The organism is Kitasatospora sp. NPDC001095 (assembly GCF_053598615.1).
The window spans coordinates 258,680-281,783 of record NZ_JBSFKQ010000002.1 but is presented as its reverse complement, the minus strand read 5'-3'; the positions used below and the strand labels follow the sequence as shown (position 1 = coordinate 281,783).

Below are 23,104 nucleotides of genomic sequence, written 5' to 3'. Positions count from 1 at the left end.
ACGACCGACCGTCATGGAGCCGGTCACCTACAGCGGCCGGCGGCCGTCCCGTCCGGAGCGCCGCAACTCCTGCCCCACCCACTGCAGTCCGGCCAGGAACCCGTCGATCCCCGCCTGGCACTGGTCCCGCCGCAGGTACCCGCGCGCGCTGCGGGCGACCGGAACGGCGTCGGCCGCCCCCGGCCGGGTGCTGCGCACCGGCAGGTAGGCAGCCCAGACCCACTGGCGCCCTTCGGACTGGCCGACCGAACATCGAAGCGCGGCCCGTTCGATCAGCAACTCCCGTACGGAATCGGCGAGTTCCTCCTCGCTACGATAGGTCCGCACGCCGACCCCGAGCGGCCGCCCGTTGGCGGCCCGCAACGCCCAGCCGAGGCAGCGGTCACCCGCCGGCACGATCAGCAGCCGCGGACCGCGCCGCTCAGCGGCCATCGGTGCGTCTCGACGTCACGGCGGGCTCCGGCAGTTCGCTCGGCGGCTGCTTGGAGAGCAGCACCACGAACCTCCGGAAGGCGTTCTGGCAGGTCGCGTACCGCTCGTACGCGCGGCTGGACCGCACCTCGGGGAGAGCGCGCGAACCCGGGACGACCCAGATCCAGCCGATGCCCTCCCGTACGTGGGTGATCCGCGCGGTGAGCCCGGCCGCCGTGGCGCGCAGGTCGTCGAAGCCCCGCTCGGCCTCCCCCGCCGTCTCGAACGCGGCCGGGGTGATCGCGACCACCCGCCCGTTGGGCGCCTTCAGTTGCCAGCGGTAGCGCCCGTCCGCCGCCCGTTCGGCGCGGAACCCCCCTCGACTTGCCCCTGCTGCGGTGTGACCGCGGCCGGCAGCGTCCACTGCCCCCTCCGTCCGGTTGCCCTCCGGATTCCCCTCCGAGCGGGAGCAAAGCTATGTGTGCACACGGAGGCCCCGAAAGCCCAGAACGTTCACAACTTGCGCTGTTGGCCGGGAAGTTCTCCCTCGTTTAACTTTCACTTGTTCCGCTCGGAAGCGGTCCGGAAGTCGGTCGGAAAGCGGCCTGGAACCGTCAGAGCCGGGCCGTCCAGCGCACCATCGTCCCCTTCCGGTACGGCCCGCTCTCGTGCCACGCGTCACCGCCGAGCGCCTCGGCGCGCCGGGTGAGGTTGAGCAGGCCGCTGCGCCGCCCGCCCTTCGGGATGCCCACCCCGTCGTCGGTCACCGTGAGCAGCACACCGGGCCGCCCGCCCCGGTCCAGCGACTCCGGGTCGCCGCCCATCGGGCGGCCGTCCTCGTCCAGGTGGGCGGTCGCGTCGATCTCCACGCCGACCCGGGAGGCGCGTGCGTGCCGGGCCGTGTTGGAGAGCATCTCGCGCAGGGCGGCCAGCAGTTGGCGTCCGGTCTTCTCCCCCACCAGGCTCTCCACCGGCCCGACGAAGCTCACCGAGGGTTTGAAGCCGAGCGCCGCCGAGGCCTGGCTGGCCTCCCGCAGCACCCGGGTGCGCAGGGTGTCCGGGGCGTCGCCGTGGTTGTCGTGCTGGAGGGCGTAGATGGTGGTGCGGACCTCCTGGATGGTGGCGTCCAGCTCGTCCACCGCCTTGCCGATGCCGACCCTCACCTCGGGGACGACCGCCCGGCGGGCGGCGCTCTCCAGCATCATCCCGGTGGCGAACAGCCTTTGGATCACCAGGTCGTGCAGGTCGCGGGCGATCCGGTCGCGGTCCTGGAAGACGGCCAGTCGCTGCTGGTCGCGCTGCCCCTCGGCGAGCCGCAGGGCCAGCGCGGCCTGCGAGGCGAAGGTCTCGGCGAGCTGCTTCTCGCTGTCGGTGAACGGCGCCGCGCCGCAGGGGCGCCAGACGCAGAGCCCGCCGAGCACCCGGCCCGCGGCGACCATGGGTACGGCCATGGACGGGCCGAAGCGGCGGGCGAGCCGGATCACCACGGTCGGGTCGCTGGACATGTCGTCCAGGTAGACGCTCTCCCCCGCGAGCAGCCGGGCCGCGAAGCTCTCCCTGGGCAGCAGTTCGCCGCGGACGTACTCGGCCAGCTCGCCGGAGGCGTGCGCGACCCGCATCTGCCCGTCGTCCTCGCCGCCGTCCTCGGGGCCGGTGGGCAGCAGGATCATGCCGAGCGCGGCGTCCGCCAGCTCCCGCACCTGCTCGGCCGCGACGGTCAGCGCGGTCTCCGCCTGCTCGGCGGAGAGCAGGGCGGTGGTGACGGCGGCGGCGCCGGCGATCCAGCGTTCCCGGCGGCGGCCCTCCTCGTACAGCCGGGAGTTCTCGATGGCCACGCCGGCCGCGGCGGCGAGGGCGTGCACCACCTGCTCGTCCTCGGGGGTGAAGGCGCCGCCGCCCTTCTTCTCGGTGAGGTAGAGGTTGCCGAACACCTCCGCGCGGACCCGGATCGGCACGCCCAGGAAGGTCCTCATCTGCGGGTGTCGCGGAGGGAACCCGGAGGAGCGCGGGTCGGCGCCGAGGTCGGTCAGCCGCAGCGGCTCGGGACGGTCGATGAGCGCGCCGAGGACGCCCCGGCCGGTGGGCAGTTCGCCGATCTCGGTGGCGGTCTCGTCGTCGACCCCGACGTGGATGAAGTCGGCCAGGCCGGTGCCGCCGGGGGCGACCACTCCGAGCGCCGCGTACCGGGCGTCGACCAGTTCGGCCGCCCCCATGGCGATCCGGTGCAGGGTGGCGTGCAGGTCCAGCCCGGCCCCGATGGAGACCACCGCCTCCAGCAGCCGCTGCATCCGGTCGGTGACCGCGGCGGCCGACTGCAGGCGCTCGGCGACCTCGGTGACCAGGGTGTCCAGCCCGAGCGAGGCGATCTCGGGCACCCGATGGGGCGTCGGCTCGGCAGTGGCCTCGGGAAGGTCCGGCGTGGGGTCCATGGAGAAAGCCTAGTTTGTACGCTTTTCAGCCGAAGGACGGCGTGAGGGCCGGGCGGACGAGCGGTGCGACGGGCAGGCCGACGGGCGGCGCGACGACCGACCCGACCAGCGGCCCGACTAGCGGTACGAGGGGACGGCCTCCAGCAGCCCGTCCGCCTCCCGCTCCCGCCGCCACATCGCGTGCAGCCGCCCGTGCGGGTCGGCGACCAGCTCCGACCAGCGGCCCCGCTCGGCCACCCGTCCCCCGTCCAGCACCAGCACCTCGTCCACCGTGGCGTCGTCCAGCCCGGCCAGCCGGTGGGTGATCAGCACCGTGGTGCGGCCCGCGGTGGCGGCCAGCAGGTCGGCGGTGAGCGCGTCGGCGGTGGGCAGGTCGAGGTGCTCGGCCGGCTCGTCCAGGACCAGTACGGGGAAGTCCGCGAGCAGCGCTCGCGCGAGCGCCAGCCGCTGGCGCTGGCCCCCGGAGAGCCGGGCGCCGTGTTCGCCGACCATGGTGTCCAGGCCGTCGGGCAGGCTCTCGGTCCACTCCAGCAGCCGGGCGGCGGCCAGCGCGGCGCGCAGTTCCTCCTCCCGCGCCTGCGGCCGGGCGAGCCGCAGGTTCTCCCGCAGCGAGCTGTCGAAGACGTGGGCGTCCTGGGCGCAGAGCCCGATCACCCGGCGGACGGACTCGCCCGCCAGCGCTCGGGCGTCCACGGCCCGGGGGCCGCCGTCGGCGAACCGCACCTTCCCCGCGCTCGGCTCCAGGAAGCGCAGCAGCGCCTGGGCGAGGGTGGTCTTGCCGGAGCCGGACGGGCCGACCACGGCGATCCGCCGCCCGGCCGTGAGGTCGAGGTCGACCCCGGTGAGCGCGTCCACCGACTGCCCGGGGTGCCGGACGGTCAGTCCGCGCACCGCGACGGGCAGCGGCTGCTCGGGCAGCGCCGCCGGCTCGGCGGGCTCGGTGACCGGCTCCGGTGCGTTCAGCACCTCGTCCAGCCGGGCCCGGGCGGCGCGGCTGCGCTGGCGGGCCTGGACGGCGAGCGGCATCCCGGTGACGGCCTCGAAGGCGGCCAGCGGAGTCAGCACCACCACCGCCAGGCAGACCGGCGCCAGCGCCCCGTCGCGCACCCCCTGGACGCCGACGGCGGCCGCGGCGGCCACGGTCAGCCCGGTGAGCAGGGCGACCAGTCCGGTGCCGAGCGCCGTGGTGGCGGCCGAGCGGGCGGCCAGCCGGGTCAGCGCGGCGTCGGCGGTGCGGACGGCGGCCAGCCGGCCGGGCAGCGCGCCGGCCACGGTCAGCTCGGCGGTGCCGGTGAAGGCGTCCACCACGGTGGTGGCCAGCCGTCCGCGCGCCGGGGCCTGGCGCCGCTCGGCGCCGGCCGACCAGCGGGCGGCCAGCGCGGGCACCAGCACGCCCGCGAGCAGCAGCCCGAGGCCGAGCACCAGCCCGGCGGCGGGCAGGAAGGCGGCCATCGCCACCGTCGAGGCCAGGGCGACCACCCCGGCCACCGCGGCCGGCAGCCGCCAGCGCAGGTAGTGGTCCTGGATCGCGTCCACGTCGGCGACCAGTCGGGAGAGCAGGTCACCGCGCCGGAAGGCGGGCAGCCCGGCCGGGGCGAGCGCGCTCAGCCGCCGGTAGACGGCGGCCCGCAGGGTGCCGAGGGTGCGCAGCACCGCGTCGTGCGAGACCAGCCGCTCGGCGTAGCGGAAGACGCTGCGGCCGATGCCGAAGGCCCGGACGGAGGTGACGGCCATCATCAGGTAGAGCACCGGCGGCATCTCGGAGGCCCGGGAGATCAGGTAGCCGGAGGTGGCCATCAGCGCGACGGCGCAGCCGAGGGCGAGCGCGCCGAGCAGGATCGAGAGTGCCAGTCGGGGGGTGCTGCCGCCCTCGGCCCCGGTCTCCTCCGCGGCGGCGGGGGCGGGGGTCGGGCGGCCGCTGTGGGCGAGCGGGGTGACCGGCGCCGCGGGTGCGGACGGGGGACCCGCCAGCCGTACCCGCCGGTCCACGACGGCCAGCAGCGCCGGTCGGTGCGCGACCACCAGCACGGTGCGCGCCGGATCGGCGGCGAGCGCCCGGACGGCGTCCACCACGGCCTCCTCGGAGGCGCCGTCCAGGTTGGCGGTCGGCTCGTCCAGCAGCACCAGCGGCCGGTCGTCGGCGAGCAGCACCCGGGCGAGGGCGAGGCGCTGGCGCTGTCCGGCGGAGAGCCCGGCGCCGTCCTCGCCCAGGACGGCCGCCAGGTCGGTCACGAAGTCGAGCGCGTGCGCGGCCCGCAGCGCCGTCCACAGCTGCTCGTCGGTGGCGTCGGGCCGGTAGAGCCGCAGGTTCTCGGCGACCGTGCCGGCGAACAGGTGCGGGTGCTGCGGCACCCAGGCGATCTGCCGCCGCCAGCTCTCCGGCTCCAGTTCGGCCAGGTCGTACGGACGGCCGTCGGCGGCGGTGATCCGGACGGTGCCGGCGGTGGGGGCGGTGAGGCCGAGCAGTACGGCCAGCAGGGTGGACTTGCCGGCGCCGCTGGGGCCGGTGAGCGCCGTGCTGGAGCCCGGGCGCAGGGTCAGGGCGGCGCCGTCCAGGGCGGGCTCGGTGCGCCCGGGGTGCCGGACGACCAGGCCGTCGGCGGCGATCACGGCGCCGGCGAGGTCCGGCGCCGGGGTGGTGCCGGCGGCGGGCAGCGGGGTCTCCAGCACCCGGAACAGTTCGTCGGCGGCGGTCAGCCCCTCGACGCTGGAGTGGTAGAGCGCGCCGACCTGGCGGATCGGGAAGTACACCTCGGGGGCGAGCACCAGGATCAGCAGCCCGGTTTCCAGCGCGAGCGTGCCGTCCACCAGCCGGAACCCGACGGTGACGGCGACCAGCGCGACGGACAGGGTGGAGAGCAGCTCCAGGGTGAAGGAGGAGACGAAGGCGATCCGCAGGGTGCGCAGGGTGGCCCGGCGGTAGTCGGCGGTGATCCGGGCGATGGTGGCGGCCTGGGTGCGGGCCCGGTTGAACACCTTGAGGGTGGGCAGTCCGGCGACCACGTCGAGGAAGTGGTGGGACAGCCGGGACAGGGTGTTCCACTGCCGGTCCATCCGGGACTGGGTGGCCATCCCGATCAGCACCATGAACAGCGGGATCAGCGGCAGCGTCCCGGCGATGATCGCGGCCGAGGTGAAGTCGGCGCCGACGATCCGCAGCAGCACGATCACCGGGACGACCACGGCCAGCGCCAGCTGCGGCAGGTAGCGGGCGAAGTAGTCGTCCAGCGCGTCGATGCCGCGGGTGGCGAGGGTGGTGAGTTCGCCGGTGCGCCGGCCCGCCAGGTAGGACGGGCCGAGCGCGGTGGCGTGGTCGAGCAGCCGGCGCCGCAGGGTGGACTTCACCCGGGCGACGGTCCGGTGCGCGGTGAGTTCGGTGAGCCAGCCGACCAGCCCGCGCCCGACCGCCGTCAGGACGAGCAGCAGCAGCGGCGTGGTCAGCTCGCCGAGCGTGGCCCCGCGCTGGAAGGCGCGGACGACGATCTCGGCGATCAGACTCGCCTGGGCGACCACCAGGGCCGCGCCGACCGCGCCGAGCAGCACGGATCCGGCGAGGAAGGCCCTGGTGGTGCGGGCGTACCCGAGGAGTCGGGGGTCGACGGGCTTCACGACGTCAGCCCTGGTCGAGCCGGGCGGCCGGGTCGTGCCCGGGGATGTGCTGGACGCCGATCCGCTTGCGGAACACCCAGTACGTCCAGCCCTGGTAGAGCAGCACCAGCGGGGTGAAGACCGCCGCGACGACGGTCATCACCTTCAGCGTGTACGCCGAGGACGACGCGTTGCTGACGGTCAGGCTCCACTCCGGGTTCAGGGTGGAGGGCATGACGTCCGGGAAGAGCGCCAGGAAGAGCATCGCGACCGCGGCCACGACGGTCACCCCGGAGAGCGAGAACGCCCAGCCCTCGCGCCGCAGTTGGTTGGCCGCGAGGGCACCGACCAGGGCGACCACCGCGACGATCATCGCGGCGAGGCTGCGGCCGTTGCCGTGGTCGGCCTGGGTCCAGATCAGGAAGACCAGCGCCAGCACGGCGGTGGCCAGCCCGGACAGCAGCGCGGCCTTGCGGGCCCGCTCCCGGATCTCGCCGACCGTCTTGAGCACCGCGAACACCGAGCCGTGGAAGGTGAACAGGGCGAGCGTCACCAGGCCGCCGAGCAGCGCGTACGGGTTCAGCAGGTCCCAGAGGGTGCCGGCGTAGTTCTTCTGCGCGTCGATGTCCACGCCGCGCACGATGTTGGCGAAGGCCACGCCCCAGAGGAAGGCAGGGAGGAGGGAGGTCCAGAAGAGGGCCTCCTCCCAGTTCCGCTGCCAGCGGGCGCCGTCGTGCTTGTGCCGGTACTCGAAGGCCACGCCGCGGATGATCAGGCAGACCAGGATGACCAGCAGCGGGATGTAGAAGCCGCTGAAGAGCGTCGCGTACCAGTCCGGGAAGGCCGCGAAGGTGGCGCCGCCGGCGGTCAGCAACCAGACCTCGTTGCCGTCCCAGACCGGGCCGATGGTGTTGATCAGCACCCGCCGCTCGGCGGTGTTGCGGGCCAGCGGCTTGAGCAGTACGCCGATCCCGAAGTCGAAGCCCTCCAGGAAGAAGTAGCCGATCCACAGGACCGCGATCAGCACGAACCAGACGTCGTGGAGTTGCATGTCAGATCCTCAGTTCCCCGGTGGTCCCGGCGCCTCAGTAGGCGAAGGCGAGCGGCTTGTCGGCGTCCTCGTCCGAGGACGGCCCGCGCAGCGACGGGTCCTTGGTGGGCGGCTGTTCGGTCACCACCGGGCCGGCCTTGGCGTACTTGACCAGCAGCTTGACCTCGACGACGGCGAGGATCGCGTACAGCGTGGTGAACGTGGCCAGCGCCCCGATCTGGGTGCCGATGCCGACGGTGGGGGAGACCGCGCTGGCCGTGGTCATCAGGCCGAAGACCGCCCAGGGCTGGCGGCCCATCTCGGTGAAGATCCAGCCGAAGCTGTTGGCGATCAGCGGGAAGCCCATGGTCAGGATGCCGATCCGCCAGCTCCACTTGGTCAGCGTCGGCCCCAGCTCGCGACTGGGGGTGAGCATCAGCCGGGGCACCTCGGTCTCGCCGGTGCGGAAGTCGGGGTGCAGGAAGAGCCTCTTCCGGGTGGTCCACAGGCCGATCAGGCCGGCCAGGAAGGAGGTCATCCCGAAGCCGATCATGAGGCGGAAGCCCCAGTACGTGACGAAGATGCTCGGGATGTAGTCCCTGGGGTTGCCGCCGTGCTGGGCGGCCTCGGCCGCGGCGGTGTCGTTGATGCCGGGGACGGTGGAGCTGAAGTCGTTGTGGGCGAGGAAGGACAGCACCCCGGGGACCTCCAGGGCGACCGAGTTGTGGCCCTTGCTGACGTCGCCGACCGCGAAGACCGAGAACGGCGCCGGCGACTGGGTCTCCCACAGCGCCTCGGCGGCGGCCATCTTCATCGGCTGCTGCTCGAACATGACCTTGCCCAGGGTGTCGCCGCTGAGCGCGGTGCCGAGGCCGAAGACCACCGCGAGCACCAGGCCGAGCCGCAGCGAGGTGCGCATCGCGGCGGTCCGCTTCGGGTCGGCGGTCTCGGGCTTGCGCTTGGCCTTCCAGAGGTGGAAGGAGGCGATGCCGACGACGAAGGCCGCGCCGGTGAGGAAGGCGGCGGTCAGGGTGTGGAAGACGACCACGAGGGTGGTGTTCTGGAACAGCACGCGGACGACATCGGTGAGCTGGGCCTTGCCGGTGACCGGGTCGATCGCGTAGCCGACCGGGTGCTGCATCCAGGAATTGGCGGCCAGGATGAAGTAGCCCGAGAGCACGGTGCCCAGCGACACCATCCACATGCAGGCGCAGTGGATCTTCCTGGGCAGCTTGTCCCAGCCGAAGATCCACAGGCCGATGAAGGTGGACTCGAAGAAGAAGGCGATCAACGCCTCCATCGCGAGCGGGGCGCCGAAGACGTCACCGACGAAGCGGGAGTAGTCGGACCAGTTCATGCCGAACTGGAATTCCTGGACGATGCCGGTGACCACGCCCATCGCGATGTTGATGAGGAAGAGCTTTCCCCAGAACTTGGTCGCGTGGAAGTACTTCTCCTTGTTCGTCCGGACCCAGGCGGTCTCCAGACCGGCCACGATCGCGGCCAGGCTGATCGTGAGCGGGACGAAGAGGAAGTGGTAGACGGTGGTGATGCCGAATTGCCATCGCGCGATGGTCTCGTGAGCGATTGCCAGTTCCACGTCGCCCTCTCTCCCAACCTGCCCGCGTGATGACGGGCATCTTCCGGACAAACTTCATCTAAAGCCGTAGACCGTTGCGCAACCACGCAAGCTTGTCCGCTTGTGAACGTGAACACGTTCACAAGGACCAGTATCCATCATCCTTACGGAGGAACTGCAGGTGGGGTGGGGTTGACAGCCGGTTGACGGCCCCGTGCGGTGCGTCACGGCCCGCGGTGCGGTCCGCCCAGTCTGCGGACCGACCGCGGGCCGGGGCAACGAACGACCGGGCGGATGGCCGGAAGTTGTTGGCCGAACCGGCGCTTGACAGGCTCCCGAGCCGGTCGCGCCGGCTCGATCTGCGTGCTAGGCCCGCGCGCCGGCCGCAGCGCTCTCCGTTCCAGCGCTCTACGCCCCGGCGTTTGACGCCCTACGCCCTACGCCCGGCCGAGGAGCTCGGTGCCCGGGACTGAGTCGGCGCGTGCGGTGAAGAAGCCGGTGAAACCGGCCAGGAACTCCTCGCGGGTGATCCGCCCGTCCCCGTCGGCGTCCATCACCGCGCGCAGCTGCTCCCACCAGCTGTCGAAGGCCTCGTACACCCGGGCCTCGCCGGCCTCGTCCAGTTCCAGCTGCCAGCACACGTTGTGCGCCATCGCCCGCAGGTCGTGCACGGTGATCGAGCCGTCGCCGGTCTGGTCCAGCACCTCGCGGAAGAAGCGGTCCAGCCGGGGCCCGCGGCCGTCCCGGTGCGGGCGGCGGCGCTTCGGCCGGGGCCCGCGGCCGTCCCGGTGCGGGCGGCGGCGCTTCGGCCGGGACGGCTCCGGGAAGCGGTAGCGCAACCGGTCCGGGAGGCGGGGGACGACGGCGCCGGGTGAACGGGCGGGTTCACTCGATCGGGGAGTTCGGGGGCCGGGAACGGCGGAACCGCAGGACGGGCCGGGGCCTGTCCTGCGGTTCCGGGGTGGTCGCGCCCTCCTCCCGAGCGGGCGCGAACGGGTGGGTCAGGAGGTGGTCCGGGTGGCCGGCTTGCGGCGGGAGACGTAGAGGGCGGCGGCGCCGAGGCTGAGGGCGAGGCCGGAGCCGAGGGCGAGGTACGGGGTGGCCGGGTCGGAGCCGGTGTCGGCGAGTTCGATGGCCGAGCCGGTGGTGGCCCGGGTGGTGGTCGAGGCGGCCGACCTGTTCCCGGTGCTGGTGGTGGAGGAGGTCTTGTTCGTGCCGGTGGTCCTGTCCGAGACCGGGGTGACGGCGGCGGGCTTCTCCGCCGGCTGCTCGGCCGGCTGCTCGACCGGCTGCTCGGGGGTCGCCTTGGCGTCGGCGAGCGCCTTTTCCGCGGCGGCCTTGGCGGCGGCCGCGGCCTTGGTGGCCTGCTGCGACTCGTGGATCCGCCGGAACGCCGCGACCCTGGCGTCGTCCATGGCGTTCCCCGCGGCGGTCACGACGGCCTTGGCCTTCTCGTTCGCCTCGGAGGCCGCGTTGGCGGCGGCGTACGCCTTGGTCAGCCGCTCCCTGGCCGCGGGCAGCTCCTCGTCGGTGGCGAGGCGGTACGCCTCGGAGGCCGCCTCGGCCTCCTTCCGCGCGGCCCCATCGGCGGAGGCGGCCTTCGCCGCGGCGGCCTTCGCCGCCTGGTACTCGCCCAGGTAGGGCTGCGAGTCCTCGAGGAAGGCGGCGGCCTCGGCCTGCACCTTGGCCTCGTTGGCGATGGCGGCCGTGTAGGCCTTGGCGGCCTCGGCGGCGGCCCGCTCCAGTTCGGCGATCGAGCCGTTGTCACTCCCGGTCTGCGCCGCCGACGCCGACGCGGCGAGGGCGGGGGTGGCGCAGAGCACGGCGGCGGGCGAGACGACGGCGACGACGAGGGCGGCCGAGACCAGCGAACGGCGGAGGTTCACGATGACCCCTTTCGGGTCCAAAGGAAGGCAAAAGCCTTGACCCGGAGGATTTCCGATGCCCGGGCAGCGCCGATCTTAGGCATGCGCATTCTTGACGCTCCATGCCGGATTCCGGCAATGATCGGGCACCGAACCTTCCCGGTTCTCGGGAGAATTGACGAGTCGACAAAACCGAGGCCGGCTACGCGTCCGTTCCGCCCGGATTCCCGGGATTCGGGCGGAACGGAAGGAAATCCGGTCAGCGCTGGCGGGGGAGTTCGACGCGGAAGGTGGCGCCCTCCCCCGGGGCGGTGTGCAGGGTGAGGGTGCCGCCGTGGGCGCGGGTGAGGGCGGTGGCGATGGCGAGGCCGAGGCCGGCGCCGCCGCCGTTGTCGCGGCTGCGGGAGGGGTCGACCCGGAAGAAGCGGTCGAAGACCCGCTGGGCCTGCTCCTCGGTGAGGCCAGGCCCGGAGTCCGCGACCTCCAGCAGGCAGATGCCGCCGGGGCCCGCGCCCACCCCGATCCGGACCGGGGTGCCGGCCGGGGTGTGCTTGACCGCGTTGCCGACCAGGTTGGTGACCACCTGCCGCAGCCGCGCCTCGTCACCGATGACGGGCGCGGCGCCGGGTGCGCCGGTGCCGGCCGGGCCGGTGAGCGCGACCGGGCGGCTGGGGTCGAGGGCGGTGAGGTCGTGCAGCGCGTCGGCGGCGAGGGTGCGCAGGTCCATCGGGGCGAGGTCGAGCGGGCGCTCCTCGTCCAGCCGGGCGAGCACCAGCAGGTCCTCGACCAGGGCGCCCATCCGGTCGGCCTCGCTCTCGATCCGGGTCATGGTCCGCTTGACGTCGGCCTCGGTGGGCAGCGCGCCCATCCGGTAGAGCTCGGCGAAGCCGCGGATCCCGGCCAGCGGGGTGCGCAGCTCGTGCGAGGCGTCCGCGACGAAGCGCCGCATCCGGGCCTCGGATTCGGCGCGGGCCGCGAAGGCCGCCTCGATCTGGGTGAGCATCCCGTTGAGCGCGATCGCCAGCCGGCCGACCTCGGTGCCCGGGGAGAGCTCCGGCATCCGGTGCGACAGCTCGCCGGCCGCGATCCGTTCGGCGCCCTCCTCGATCCGGCGCAGCGGCCGCAGTCCGGCCCGCACCGCGAAGAAGCCGAGCGCGGCGATCAGCACCAGGACGCCGCCGCCGATGGCCAGGAAGGAGGTGTTCAGCTTGTCGAGGGTGGCGTCGATGTCCTCGCGGGAGACGGCCACCATGACGTGCGTCGGGGTGACCGCCGGCGCGGCGTACGCGCTGGGGGCGGCGGCCTGCCCGCGGGGCGGCTGGAGCGGCAGCACCAGCACCCGCCAGCGGTGGTGGCCGCGCTGGTCGGGCAGGTCGAAGGGGACGTCGGGGGCGGTCCTGGCCGGGTCCAGCCCGGCCAGCTGGGGCGCCGGGTCGCTGTCCGAGACGGGCTGGCGCATCAGCGCCTGGACCTTGCCGTCCGAGGAGAGGTACTGCACCAGGTACTGGCTGGGCAGGCTGACCCGCCGGCCGGCGACGGCTGGCTTTCCGGCGGCCGGCGCGGTCAGCTGGCCCGGTGGCTTGCGGGAGAGCGGCGGCCCGTACCGCTGGAGCTGCTCGTCCAGCTGCTGCACCAGCTGGCTCCGTACGGTGCCGAGCACGAAGGTGTCGCTGACCACGAGCCCGGTGGTGACCAGCGCGAGCGCCAGCACCAGCAGCCGGGCGCGCAGCGACAGCCGGGAGGAGAACCGGGCGAGCACGGGCGGGCCGGTCAGCCCTGCGGGGGGCGGCGCAGGGCGTAGCCGATGCCGCGCACGGTGTGGATCAGCTTGGGGCCGTGCGCCGGGCCGGAGTCGAGCTTGCGGCGCAGGTAGGAGATGTACGACTCGACGATGGAGAGGTCCCCGCCGAAGTCGTAGGCCCAGACGTGGTCGAGGATCTGCGACTTGGAGACCACCCGGCCGACGTTGGCCATCAGGTAGTGCAGCAGCTTGAACTCGGTCGGGGAGAGCGAGACGGGGGTGCCGCCCCGGGTGACCTCGTGGGCGATCGGGTCGAGGCTGAGGTCGGCGACGACCAGCCGGCCGTCCTCGGCGGGCCCGCCGGCCCGGCGCAGGATGGCGCGGATCCGGGCGATCAGCTCCTCCAGGCTGAACGGCTTGGTGACGTAGTCGTCCGCACCGGCGGCCAGGCCCTGCACCTTGTCGCCGACGCCGTCCTTGGCGGTGAGGAAGAGCACCGGCAGGTGGTCGCCGGGGTGCCCGTGGGCCGGTCCGGCTATCTGTCCGCGGCTGGTGCGCTCGCGCAGCTTCTCGACGACGGTGAAGCCGTCGAGGTCGGGGAGCATCACGTCGAGGACGACCAGGTCGGGGCGCTCGGCGGCGACCAGTTCCAGCGCCTCGGTGCCGCTGGCGGCGGAGGCGACGCGGAAGCCGGAGAAGCGCAGCGAGGCGGAGAGCAGTTCGCGGATGTTGGGCTCGTCGTCCACGACGAGCAGGAACGCTTCGCCCTGGCCCCCGGCCACCGTGGAGCCGCCTGGTGTGGTGACAGTGCCTTGCACGGGGCTTTCGCCTCCCGGTCGGACGATGACGTTCAGCATGAGGCTAGCCCCCGGAGGCTATGCGGCATGGATGAATGTTGGATTAACACCTTATCGGTCGGTTTTTGGGCGAGAGGCGCGCAGGGGTGGGCTCGGTGGTGTGCGTACGGGCGTGAACACGCCCAGCGGGCGCGTGCCGGGCATGACGCGCCTCACTTCTGCGCCCCGCTCCCGCTCGGCCCCAGCCCGCTCGCGCTCGGCCGCAGCCCGCTCCTGCGCGAACGCCCCTCCGTCCAGGGCCGGAGCTTCTCCGGGTTGCGCACCGCCCAGATGTGGGTGATCAGCCCCTCGGCGATCCGGAACGCGAACACCGTGACGGTGACGCCGTCCACCTGGGCGACCAGGCCGGGCCCGCCGTTGACGGTGCACTCCAGCAGCGTGATCCCGGGCGCGAAGCGGTCGGAGTCCAGGTGGGCGGCGGCGATCCGCTCCCGCCCGGTCAGCGGGTGCGGCAGCGCACCGACCAGACCGCCACCGTCGGCGATCACGGTGGCCTCCGGGTCCAGGACGCCCATCAGCGACCTGAGGTCCTTCGCCTCCCAGGCCCGCTTGAACTCCCGGACGACGCCGGCCTGCGCGCCCGTCGGCGCCGCCGGGGCCCGCCCGGCCCGGATCCGGCGGCGGGCGGAGGTGGCCAGCTGACGGCAGGCCGCCGGGGTTCGGCCGACGATCGCGGCCACCTCGGCGAAGGGGTAGCGGAAGACGTCGTGGAGGACGAAGGCGACGCGCTCGGCCGGAGTCATGGCCTCCAGGACCACCAGGAACGCCATGCTGACCGACTCGTCCAGGGTGATCCGGTCCGCCGGATCCGTCCCCGGGCCGCCGGCGGGATCCGTCCACTCCCGGCTGTCCGGCAGCGGCTCGGGGATCCACTCGCCCACGTAGCGCTCCCGCCGCACCCGGGCCGAGCCGAGCAGGTTGAGGCAGACCCGGCTGGCCACCGTGGTCAGCCAGCCGCCGGGCGAGACGATCGCCTCCCGCTCGCGCCTGGGCAGCGCGTACCAGCGGGCGTAGGTCTCCTGCACCACGTCCTCGGCGTCGGCCAGTGAACCGAGCATCCGGTACGCCAGGTTGGTCAGCCGGCGCTGCTCGCCCAGGATCGCGCCCGGGCCCGGCCCGGTCGTGGTGCCGCCCTCTGCTTCCCGCACCGTGTCCCACCCCTTCGCCTCGTTCGACTCGTTCGACTCGACGGTTCCCCGCTCCCCTTATGACAGGGCGGCGGCCCGGAATGTGACACCTCCCCCACGCCCTTTCCCCGCCACCTCACAATCCGAGCGGCTGTCCTGTCGTACCCGTCGCACCGGTCGCACGGACGCACCGGTCACGCGGAACGGAGAACCCGATGAACGACTTCCAGGCGATCGCCGACCGCGTCGAGATCACGGCCCTGCAGGCCGAGTTCACCGACGCGGTGATGATGCGCGACCGCGCCCGCCTCGCCGCGCTGTTCACCCCGGACGGCGTGCTGCGGATGCCCGACGTCCCCGTCGAGCTGACCGGCCCGGAGCAGATCCGCGTCGGCGGCGAGAAGCTCCAGGAGCAGTGGGACTTCTTCATCCAGAACACCCACCCGGGCGCGATCCGGATCGACGGCGACACCGCGACCGGCCGCGCCCACATGCATGAGATCGCCCGTCTGAAGAACGGCTTCCAGGGGCTCAACTACGCCGTCTACCACGACCGTTACCGGCGTACGGCGGACGGCTGGCGGTTCACCGAGCGGGTCTACGAGACCCGGTACCTGGACCGCAGCCCGCTGACCGGCTCGGCACCGGACTCGTCCGGCCCGGCCGACTCGGCCGGTTCGACCGACTCGACCGGTTCGGCGCCCGGCCCGACCCGTCCGGCCGCGCACATCGACCCGACGCACACCGACCCGGCGTACACCGACCCGGCACCCGCCGACCGCCTGGAGCGGGCGGCCGCCGCGCTGGCGGCGAACGGCTTCACCGTCGAGCTGCTGGACGACGCCGCCGCCGCGCGCACCCGGGTCGCGGAGCTGATCCCGGCCGGCGCCGCCGTCTTCACCGGGGCCAGCGAGACCCTCCGGCTCTCCGGCATCGAGGAGGACGTCAACGGCGGCGACCGCTACCGGGCCGTGAAGCCCCGCGCGCTGGCCATGGACCGGGCCACCGAGGGCGACGACATCCGCCGGACGGTCGCCACTCCCGATGTCGCGCTCGGCAGCGTCGCCGCCGTCACCGAGACCGGCGCGCTGGTCGTCGCCTCGGCCACCGGCAGCCAGCTGCCCGGCTACGCCGGTGGCGCCGGGCGGGCGATCTGGGTCGTCGGGGCCCAGAAGGTCGTCCCGGACCTCCCCGCCGCCCTGCGCCGCCTGGAGCACCACGTCCTCCCGCTGGAGTCCGACCGCGCCCGCGCCGCGTACGGCGGGCCGAGCGCCGTGAACCAGCTCCTGGTGCTCAACGCCCCGGCCCGGCTCACCCCGGGGACCGTGCTGCTGCTGCGCGAGGCCGTCGGCTTCTGAGGGGCGGAATCCCTCCGTTCCCCCCTGCTATGATTTGCGTCGAGGCGAAGGCAGTGCTTTCGAGCAATTGCCCGGCCCGATCATTTCGGTGGTCATAGCGTGAGGGAAACGCCCGGTCACATTCCGAACCCGGAAGCTAAGCCTTACAGCGCCGATGGTACTGCAGGGGGGACCCTGTGGGAGAGTAGGACGCCGCCGAATTCTTCTTACGGCCCCTGCCGTGTCCGACAGAGACACGGCAGGGGCTTTTTCATTTCCCGGCACTTCCTCCGCCATTTCGCTTTCCCGCTGCCCCGCGCGCCGCGGCGCACGCTCCGGCGCATCCGGCATGTGAGACGTCGGGTCCCGGAAGAGCCGCTTTGCGGGGATCTGAGAGGATGGCGAACATCGAAACAGACTTGCGTCTCGCCAACTGAGACTGCAATATCATGGTATGGACAACACTAGCGGCGTCGGCGTTCTCGACAAGGCCGCTCTGGTGCTCAGCGCACTGGAGTCGGGCCCCGCCACGCTGGCGGGGCTGGTCGCCGCCACCGGTCTGGCGCGCCCCACCGCCCACAGACTCGCCGTCGCACTCGAACACCACCGCCTGGTCACCCGTGACATGCAGGGCCGGTTCATCCTCGGCCCCCGCCTGTCCGAACTCTCCGCCGCCGCCGGCGAGGACCGACTGCTCGCCACCGCGGGCCCCGTCCTCACCCACCTGCGCGACGTCACCGGAGAAAGCGCGCAGCTCTACCGCCGCCAAGGCGAGATGCGCATCTGCGTCGCCGCGGCCGAACGACTCTCCGGCCTGCGCGACACCGTCCCCGTCGGCAGCACCCTGCCGATGAAGGCCGGCTCCGCCGCCCAGGTCCTCCTCGCCTGGGAAGAACCCGAGCGCCTCCACCGAGGCCTCCAGGGCGCCCGCTTCACCGCCACCGCACTCAGCGGCGTCCGCCGCCGCGGCTGGGCCCAGTCCATCGGGGAACGCGAGCCGGGCGTCGCGTCCGTCTCCGCCCCCGTCCGCGGGCCCTCCAACCGCGTGGTGGCCGCCGTCTCCGTCTCCGGCCCCATCGAGCGACTGACCCGCCACCCGGGCCGGCTGCACGCCCAGGCCATCATCGAAGCCGCCAACCGGCTCACCGAGGCCCTCCGCCGCAGCTGACGGAACCCGGCTTGACGGAGCACGACGGAAAGGGCCGCGTCCGAGGATCCGATCTCCTCGCACGCGGCCCTTTCCGTCTTCTCGGCCGTCCGTTCCTCCTACGGTTCGAGGCGGTGCGGGCCCCGGAAGAGGAAAGTCGCCTCGCGGATCGACGGCAGGCCGAGGGCGAGCATCAGCAGCCGGCCGAGTCCGAGCCCGAAACCGCCGTGCGGCGGAGTCCCGTAGCGGAAGCAGTCGAGGTACCCGGAGAGCGGCGCGGTGTCCATGCCCTTCTCCCCGGCCTGGGCGACGAGGCGGTCGTACCGGTGCTCGCGCTGGGCGCCGGTGGTGATCTCCACGCCCTTCCACAGCAGGTCGAAGGACTCCGTGACGGTCGGGTCGTCCTCCGGCCGCAGGTGGTAGAACGGCCGCACGGCGGCCGGGAAGCGGGTGACGAAGACGAACTCGTGCCCGGTCTCCTCGGCGATCAGGGCGCACAGCCTGCGCTCGCCCTCGGGGTCGAGGTCGTCCTTGACGCCCTCCGGGTCCCAGCCGGTGGCGCGGAGCCGGGCCAGCGCGTCGGCCATCGTGATCCGGGGGAACGGCAGTTCGGGAACCGTCACCGGGGTGCCGAAGTGCTCGGCGATCGCCGAGCCGTGCCGCTCGGCCACGGCGGCGAGGACGCGGTGCAGCATCCGCTCCTCGAAGGCCATCACGTCCTCGACCCCGTCGATCCAGGCGATCTCGGCGTCGACCCCGGTGAACTCGGTGGCGTGCCGCGAGGTGAACGACGGCTCGGCGCGGAACACCGGCCCGATCTCGAAGACCTTGTCGATGCCGCCGGCGATGGCCATCTGCTTGTAGAACTGCGGGGACTGGGCCAGGTAGGCGGTCCGGCCGAAGTAGCCCACCTCGAATACCTCGGCGCCCGACTCGGAGGCCGTCCCCATCAGCTTGGGCGTGTGCAGCTCGGTGAACCCCTCCTCAGCCGTCACCTCGCGCATCGCGCGCTCGACGGTGGTCTGGACGTCGAAGACCAGGTGCTGGGAGGGGCGCCGGATGTCGAGGAACCGCCAGTCCAGGCGCTGGTCGATGCCGGTCTTCTCGTCGATCGGCAGCTTCGGCTCGGCCGGCGAGACGATCTCCACCCGGGACGGAACGATCTCCAGGCCGCCCAGCTTCACCTGCGGGTTGGCGACCACCTTCCCGGTGATCTTCACGGCGGACTCGACCGTCACGCCCTCGAAGGCCGCCTCGACGGCGTCGCCCTCCCCACCACGGAGGTGGGTGACCTGCACGAGCCCGGTGTGGTCCCGGACCAGCACGAACTGGATGCGCCGCTGGAGCCGGAGCGTGTTGACCCACCCGTAGACGGTGACCGTCTCCTGGAGGTGCTCGGGCAGCTCGGCGACAAGGGTGCGCGTCATGACAGGGAACTCCCTGGGTTTGCGGGCGCGTTGGTCGCGCCACGTCGACGGGCGGTAAACGGCCGCCCTGGGCGAGATCACCGTAGGGGATCAAGCCCGTACGAGTCGCCCCGTTTTCCCCCGTGTGTCAGAGATCCCACCTGCTCCGCGTGCCGTCGGGCGCCGTGTAGCCGACGAACTGGCCCTCCGGCCCGGCCTCGACGGTGAACCACTCCCGGCGGGGCCGGTTCCGGTCGAGCCAGGTCCGGTGGGCGGCCTCGACCGTCCGCCAGAGGTCCCGGGGGCCGCCGAGAACGACCGTCCGGCCCTGCCCGTGGGCGGTCGAGCCGTCCGCACTGTCGCGCAGGGCATGGCCGTCGCGGACGACGGTGGGGCCGAGGTGGAGATCGGCCCAGAACGCGAACCCCGGGTCGTCCAGGACATGCGAGTCGGTCTCCGTGGCCCTGCTGTTCGCCTGCGGCCCGGGCCCCGTCCGCGCGGCGTCCGTTCCGTCGCGCAACGGCATGAAGCCGACCGGACGGTGCAGGAAGCGCCCGACCGCACGGCCGTCCGGCAGCTTGGTCAGCCTGGCCACCGCGCCGCCGACCGGGGCGACGATGAGGCCCCCGGGCGCGCACTGGTCCAGCCAGCTGCGGGGGATGCGGCGGACGGCGCAGGTGGCGATGATCCGGTCGTACGGCGCGGCGGCCAGGTACCCGTCGGCCCCGTCGGCTTGGACCACGGTGGGCTCGAACCCGGCCTCGCGCAGCCGGGTTCGAGCGGTGGCCACCAGTTGCTCGGTGCGATCGATGGTGGTGACGTGCGCCGCACCGGCGAGGTGGCAGAGCAGAGCGGCGTTGTAGCCGGTGCCGGTACCGATCTCCAACACCCGGTCCCCGGGCCGGACGTCCAGCGCGTCGAGCATGTCGGCCATCAGGCTCGGCAGCGTGGACGAGGAGGTCGCCGGCCCACTCACACCCTCCGGCCCGGCGTTCTCCGCGTGCACGCCGTCGACCTCGGTGACCAGCACCCGGTCCGCGTACACCTCCCGCAACCAGGCCTCGTCGTCCCGCCACGGCCGGTGGACGCCGGATTCCTCGCGGTAGAACACCGGCACGAACGGATGCCGGGGCACGTTCAGGAACGCCTCGACCACCCGCGAGGTCAGCACGGCGTTCCCGCGCTCGACCTCCGAGGCCAACGCGATGCGCGCTCGCAGGAGTTGGTCTTCGCCGTAGCGGGTGGTCGTCGTCATGCCAGGTCGGTCCCTTCCAGGTAGTCGCAGATGGCGGCAGTGATGGGCAGACCGGTCGCCTGCTCGACGAACCCGTACTGCCCGTTGGGGTTCACCTCCAGGAAGGTCCAGTCCCCCGAGGTGGACACGACGAAGTCGAAGGCCCCGTAAGGGAGTTCCAGCTTGCCGAGCATCCGGAGGACCGCCTTCGCCACCTCGGGCGGCGGATCGCACACCCGGTACGTCAGGCTGTCGTAGTCGCTGCGCCAATCCACCTCTGCTGCTTCGGAGTTCGCGTGGATCTCGGCGGCAAACAGCCGTCCTCCCACGGCCGTGAGGCGCACTTCGTGAGCTTTGGGAATCCATTCCTGGAACAGATGTGCCGTGGTGGAGATCGACGGATGCTCGACCTCATCCTCTTGCAGCACGCTCGCGTACACGGCAACCGACCGGCCGCCGACGGTCCCGCGGACGGGGGGTGAAGGGCTTGTAGATCACGGGAGCCCCGATGCTCTTCGCGAACTCCCTTGCGGCTTCCGGGCTGTTGGTGATCATCGTTCGCGGGACCCGGAGCCCTGACTCGGCCGCCACCCGGAGCTGGAACGGCTTGACTCGGCGTCGGCCGCTCGGCCCGGTGGCGGCAGCCACCGGCAGGGCAGCGCCGACAGCAGGCCCCCGAACCCTCGGCGCGCCTCGGCGGCGGCCACACTGCGGGCCTCAACAGGCATCTCTTCCGGGAACTCCGGTGCCGTGGGCCGGCGGTAGTAGACCGACCGAACCGCCGAGAGGTCGAGCGTGCGCCGATCGGTGGTCAGCGTCCCGGCCCAGCCGGCCCCCGTCCCGTCGAGGCCGGCCGCCACGGCCAGCCTCGACGGGAACGCCGTGTCCGTCCGGAAGACGGGAGTTCCACGCCGGTTCAGCTCCTCGATCACGAGGTCGGCAGTGGGATCGAACGTCCCCGTCAACACGAGGACGGCATCGGCGGTCGGCATGTCAGTCGTTGCTGCTTCCCGGGTCGTCCGGCGCGTCCATCTCGCCGGACGGCTGCGTCGGGCCGTAGGCTGCTGTTTGCGATGGTGGCCGAGGCGTCGGATCAGCCGCCAGGCCGTTGCTTCTGTGGCCTGTGCCCGTGCGCCGGCCATGTACTCGGCCTTGACCTCCTCGGGCACTCCTATGGCCGTGAGGATGCGCTCCACGTCCACGACAGTGGGCGATACCTTGCCGGTCTCGATCTTGCTGAGCTTGCTGGGAGACATGACGGCACTGCGGGCCACGGCTTTCGCTTCCTTGCCGGAAGCCTGCCGAAGTTCCCGCAGCGCCGCCCCGAGCTGGGTTCTGTTCACTCGCTGTGCTCGGCCCACCATTCCGAGAAGGGCACCGCATGTGCCATCGCGGTGTCCCGGTACGCCTTGAAGTCGGCTGCCCGACTTCCTTCGAGGAACTCGGCGCCGAGGTACTTGCCGTTCTCGTCGTAGGCCATCGAGACGGCGGTCTCGTCGTCGAAGAGCCAGAAGTCCGGGGCCTCGGGAAGCGGGTTCTCCCGACCGGTGGTGTCGAGGATGAAGAACTCCTCGCCGGCCGCCATGTTGCGGTGGTATCCCCAGGCGAGTTCGAACCGGAGGTAGTCCGTGAGCGGCCGCGAGAGGATGTGCACCCGGTACATGCGCTTCCCGGCCTTCGCGGCTGCGGCCACCGTCCCGACCCACCCGGCGTTCCTGTAGTCGTCCGGCTGCTCCTCGCCCGCGAGGAAGGCACGATAGGCGTCGACTCCACCGGACTGGCTGTAGTCGTCGAGCGTTTCCAGCCGGAAGGCCTCCCGCTCGAACGCCGAGAACCAGTCCCCGAGGGGCCTGGATGAGGTTGTCACGGACGGCCTTTCGAATGAGTTCGACAGGAATCTCGACCACGGACTCATGCGCCGGGATCCGGAGACCGTGTTCAGTCATGTGCTCGCCCTGGACGGCGATGGTGCCGCGATCCGTGAGGTACAGGGTCGGGCACTCGCCCTCGTCGCAGGAACCTGCGAGCCGGGTCAGCTTCACAGTGCCTCCTTGCTCGTTCCGGTCTCCGGACGATGCTCCCGAAGTGAGCCCGGTGCGGGCAAGACGTTCACGTTGCCGGTTCTGGAAACTGGGCCAGCTTCGAACACCTGCTGGAAAACGTAGCGCCACACGGACGCGCCGGCGGCCAGTTCACAGAGCGGAAGCCCCGCCCTCGGCCGGGTCAAACGGAACAGCTGACGCCGAGCCGGCCGGCGGCCTGCTGGGCGTCCTGCCAGTGGGAAACGGCGCCGCCGAGGTCGGAATTCGCTGCCGCAACCGCCAGAATCACGCTGTCCAGATCGGCCACATTGGCGGAGCCGAGGTCCGCAGAGGCCTTGTAAACGCTCTGCGAGCCAGCCGCCTGCGCATTGATGATCGCATCCACATTCGACTTGTCACTTCCCGGGCGAGGTATCGCCTGGAGGTCGCCCACGAGCTTCTGCTGGTCCCCCGCAAGGGAGTTGACCGCGTCTGTGAGGTTGTTGAAATCGCCTTGCGGGACCGATCCCGTTTGGGCGTCCTGAGCCACCACTGCGATCGCTTCCTGCGTACTTCTCAGGTCCTTGTTGACGTCTCTGGCGTCCACGTTGCACACACTTGTAGCCTTTGACGTCCATTCACCGATCGAAGGCGGTTTCGGCCACAGCGTGAAATAGAGGGTCAGGGCCGCCGCGATCGCCGCCACGATTCCGGCCAGCCATCCTATCTTCCCTGACAGGCCGCTCTTCTTGGTCGCTTGGTTCTCGCTCATCCTGCACCATCGCACAGAGGATTAGCACCCCTGAAAAGGCGCTCGCGAAAACGGATAGCACGTGCCCTCGCCCATTTCCTTCTCAGGGAAATCGAGAGCACCGCGGGTGCCTTCCGAACGCGGACACGGGGCGTCAGTGGAGCTGGGACTGCCAGTCGGCGGGGACCCTGCCGGCGGGGCCCGGGGTGGGTTGGGTGGTGGGGTGGGCGGTCGGGGGTGCCAGGGGCGGGCCTTCGTAGTAGGCGCCGGTGTCGAGGTTCCAGAACCAGTCCTCGCCGGGCTCGAAGCTGACCAGGAAGGGGTGGCCGGCCTGGCGGGCGTGCTTGGTCGCGTGCTGGGCGGGGGAGGAGTCGCAGCAGCCGATGTGGCCGCAGGCCGCGCAGCGGCGCAGGTGGAACCACCAGCCGTCGTCGGCCAGGCACTCCTCGCAGCCGTCGCCGCTGGGCACCGCGGTGGGGTCGATTCCGGGGATCGGGTCGCCGGTCATGCCTGCCTCCTCGGCTGGGCGGTCCGTCCCCACCAGCGTGGCCCCGCCGTGGTGGTGCTGCCAGTCCGGCGTG

General features: G+C 72.3%; 20 protein-coding genes, 1 rRNA gene and 1 pseudogene. 3 read left to right on the top strand and 19 right to left on the bottom strand.

The features are described 5' to 3' along the window. Positions 1-27 precede the first annotated feature (27 nt). The 11 genes from ACWDBB_RS03145 to sigJ form a co-directional block, all read right to left on the bottom strand. The gene (locus tag ACWDBB_RS03145) at positions 28-432 is read right to left on the bottom strand and encodes a hypothetical protein (RefSeq protein ID WP_392881564.1); all 405 of its coding nucleotides are present in this window, start codon (positions 430-432) and stop codon (positions 28-30) included. After that, a complete protein-coding gene (locus tag ACWDBB_RS03140) occupies positions 422-835 on the bottom strand; it encodes a hypothetical protein (RefSeq protein WP_449787962.1) in 414 nt (137 codons plus the stop codon). The genes ACWDBB_RS03145 and ACWDBB_RS03140 overlap by 11 nt, the downstream gene beginning before the upstream one ends. A 190-nt stretch (positions 836-1,025) precedes the next feature. After that, positions 1,026-2,840 carry a GAF domain-containing protein gene (locus tag ACWDBB_RS03135; protein WP_449787961.1) on the bottom strand — a complete coding sequence of 605 codons (1,815 nt, stop codon included), beginning with the start codon at positions 2,838-2,840 and terminating at the stop codon, positions 1,026-1,028. A 117-nt stretch (positions 2,841-2,957) separates the two neighbouring features. Then, positions 2,958-6,449, bottom strand: coding sequence for a thiol reductant ABC exporter subunit CydD (cydD, locus tag ACWDBB_RS03130; protein WP_449787960.1), 3,492 nt, complete (start codon positions 6,447-6,449; stop codon positions 2,958-2,960). A 4-nt stretch (positions 6,450-6,453) separates the two neighbouring features. Continuing rightward, complete coding sequence (cydB, locus tag ACWDBB_RS03125; protein ID WP_449787959.1) at positions 6,454-7,479, bottom strand: cytochrome d ubiquinol oxidase subunit II; 1,026 nt, start codon at positions 7,477-7,479, stop codon at positions 6,454-6,456. Positions 7,480-7,513: 34 nt separating this feature from the next. After that, on the bottom strand, positions 7,514-9,058 hold the full coding sequence (locus ACWDBB_RS03120; protein WP_449787958.1) for a cytochrome ubiquinol oxidase subunit I: 1,545 nt from the start codon (positions 9,056-9,058) through the stop codon (positions 7,514-7,516). A gap of 416 nt (positions 9,059-9,474) precedes the next feature. After that, on the bottom strand, positions 9,475-9,876 hold the full coding sequence (locus ACWDBB_RS03115; RefSeq protein ID WP_449787957.1) for an EF-hand domain-containing protein: 402 nt from the start codon (positions 9,874-9,876) through the stop codon (positions 9,475-9,477). 162 nt (positions 9,877-10,038) lie between these two features. Next, positions 10,039-10,923 (bottom strand): LAETG motif-containing sortase-dependent surface protein, encoded by an 885-nt coding sequence (locus ACWDBB_RS03110; RefSeq protein WP_449787956.1) that lies wholly within the window; start codon positions 10,921-10,923, stop codon positions 10,039-10,041. A gap of 238 nt (positions 10,924-11,161) precedes the next feature. Continuing rightward, complete coding sequence (locus ACWDBB_RS03105) at positions 11,162-12,661, bottom strand: sensor histidine kinase (protein ID WP_449787955.1); 1,500 nt, start codon at positions 12,659-12,661, stop codon at positions 11,162-11,164. An 11-nt stretch (positions 12,662-12,672) separates the two neighbouring features. Next, positions 12,673-13,461 carry a response regulator transcription factor gene (locus ACWDBB_RS03100; RefSeq protein WP_392881539.1) on the bottom strand — a complete coding sequence of 263 codons (789 nt, stop codon included), beginning with the start codon at positions 13,459-13,461 and terminating at the stop codon, positions 12,673-12,675. A 191-nt stretch (positions 13,462-13,652) separates the two neighbouring features. Continuing rightward, the gene (sigJ, locus tag ACWDBB_RS03095) at positions 13,653-14,648 is read right to left on the bottom strand and encodes an RNA polymerase sigma factor SigJ (RefSeq protein WP_449787954.1); all 996 of its coding nucleotides are present in this window, start codon (positions 14,646-14,648) and stop codon (positions 13,653-13,655) included. 194 nt (positions 14,649-14,842) lie between these two features. Between sigJ and ACWDBB_RS03090 the strand changes: the two genes are divergently transcribed. From ACWDBB_RS03090 to ACWDBB_RS03080, 3 genes are all read left to right on the top strand, one after another. Then, entirely contained in the window at positions 14,843-15,985 is a 1,143-nt protein-coding gene (locus tag ACWDBB_RS03090) for a nuclear transport factor 2 family protein (protein WP_449787953.1), read from the top strand. A gap of 84 nt (positions 15,986-16,069) precedes the next feature. Continuing rightward, positions 16,070-16,186 (top strand): 5S ribosomal RNA (gene rrf / locus ACWDBB_RS03085). A 232-nt stretch (positions 16,187-16,418) separates the two neighbouring features. Then, positions 16,419-17,132 (top strand): IclR family transcriptional regulator, encoded by a 714-nt coding sequence (locus ACWDBB_RS03080; protein WP_030246527.1) that lies wholly within the window; start codon positions 16,419-16,421, stop codon positions 17,130-17,132. A 98-nt stretch (positions 17,133-17,230) separates the two neighbouring features. Here ACWDBB_RS03080 and aspS read toward each other — a convergent pair whose 3' ends face one another. From aspS to ACWDBB_RS03040, 8 genes and pseudogenes are all read right to left on the bottom strand, one after another. Further along, on the bottom strand, positions 17,231-18,538 hold the full coding sequence (aspS, locus tag ACWDBB_RS03075; protein ID WP_449787952.1) for an aspartate--tRNA(Asn) ligase: 1,308 nt from the start codon (positions 18,536-18,538) through the stop codon (positions 17,231-17,233). A gap of 127 nt (positions 18,539-18,665) precedes the next feature. Then, positions 18,666-19,772 (bottom strand): methyltransferase domain-containing protein, encoded by a 1,107-nt coding sequence (locus ACWDBB_RS03070; RefSeq protein ID WP_449787951.1) that lies wholly within the window; start codon positions 19,770-19,772, stop codon positions 18,666-18,668. Further along, entirely contained in the window at positions 19,769-20,191 is a 423-nt protein-coding gene (locus ACWDBB_RS03065) for a hypothetical protein (protein ID WP_449787950.1), read from the bottom strand. Before ACWDBB_RS03065 ends, ACWDBB_RS03070 begins: the two co-directional genes overlap by 4 nt. 111 nt (positions 20,192-20,302) lie before the next feature. Beyond that, positions 20,303-21,094, bottom strand: a complete 792-nt coding sequence (locus tag ACWDBB_RS03060) for a helix-turn-helix domain-containing protein (RefSeq protein WP_449788104.1) — start codon at positions 21,092-21,094, stop codon at positions 20,303-20,305. Further along, entirely contained in the window at positions 21,091-21,618 is a 528-nt protein-coding gene (locus tag ACWDBB_RS03055) for a DUF6879 family protein (RefSeq protein ID WP_449787949.1), read from the bottom strand. The genes ACWDBB_RS03060 and ACWDBB_RS03055 overlap by 4 nt, the downstream gene beginning before the upstream one ends. After that, positions 21,605-21,793, bottom strand: a pseudogene (locus ACWDBB_RS03050) (hypothetical protein); the annotation flags it as partial. The gene ACWDBB_RS03055 and the pseudogene ACWDBB_RS03050, both read right to left, overlap by 14 nt. A 181-nt stretch (positions 21,794-21,974) precedes the next feature. Continuing rightward, a complete protein-coding gene (locus tag ACWDBB_RS03045) occupies positions 21,975-22,544 on the bottom strand; it encodes a hypothetical protein (protein ID WP_449787948.1) in 570 nt (189 codons plus the stop codon). A gap of 133 nt (positions 22,545-22,677) precedes the next feature. After that, entirely contained in the window at positions 22,678-23,031 is a 354-nt protein-coding gene (locus ACWDBB_RS03040; RefSeq protein ID WP_449787947.1) for a UBP-type zinc finger domain-containing protein, read from the bottom strand. Positions 23,032-23,104 lie beyond the last annotated feature (73 nt).